At 64.9% G+C, this 542-nt stretch carries 1 protein-coding gene; it reads left to right on the top strand.

Going from position 1 to position 542, the window contains the following annotated elements:
* A partial coding sequence (locus SOM61_RS26565; RefSeq protein WP_414675058.1) for an IS1595 family transposase occupies positions 1-542 on the top strand: 542 nt, incomplete at both ends.

Genomic DNA, 542 nt, shown 5'->3' with positions numbered 1-542 from the left:
TACGCCACTAGCGCGGCTCAGGCACAAGGGCAAGTGGCTCGATTATCTGGACACGGTCCTCGATTCCCGCACGGTCCGCTCTGCAGCTAGGCGGCTCGGCGTGCACTCCAACACGACCTTTCGCTGGCGTCACCGCTTTCTCGACCGGGTGAAGGACGACCGGCCTGAACGTCTGCTAGGCATCGTCGAGGCCGATGAGATGTTCCTGCTCGAATCGCAAAAAGGTTCGCGCAAGCTCGATCGCCGGCCGCGCAAGCGTGGCGGCAGGGCAGCCCTGCGCGGGATTTCGCATCACCTCGACTGCAGCCTGGTGGCACGCGACCGCGGCGGACAAACCATCGACGCTGTTACCGGACGCGGCACCTTGAAAGTGGTCCAGCTGGTCAAGCACTTGCTGCCAAAACTCGATCCCCAGGCACTGCTGGTCACCGACGCCAACGCCGCCTTTCCCGCCTTCGCCCGTGCCCATGACATCGCCCACCAGGCCGTCAATCTTAGTGCCGGCGAACGCGTCCGCAATGGCGCCGAGGGCGCCATCCACG

This window comes from Massilia sp. CFBP9012 (genome assembly GCF_034045115.1).
Lineage (GTDB): Bacteria > Pseudomonadota > Gammaproteobacteria > Burkholderiales > Burkholderiaceae_D > Telluria.
This window is presented reverse-complemented; position numbering and strand designations above follow the sequence as displayed.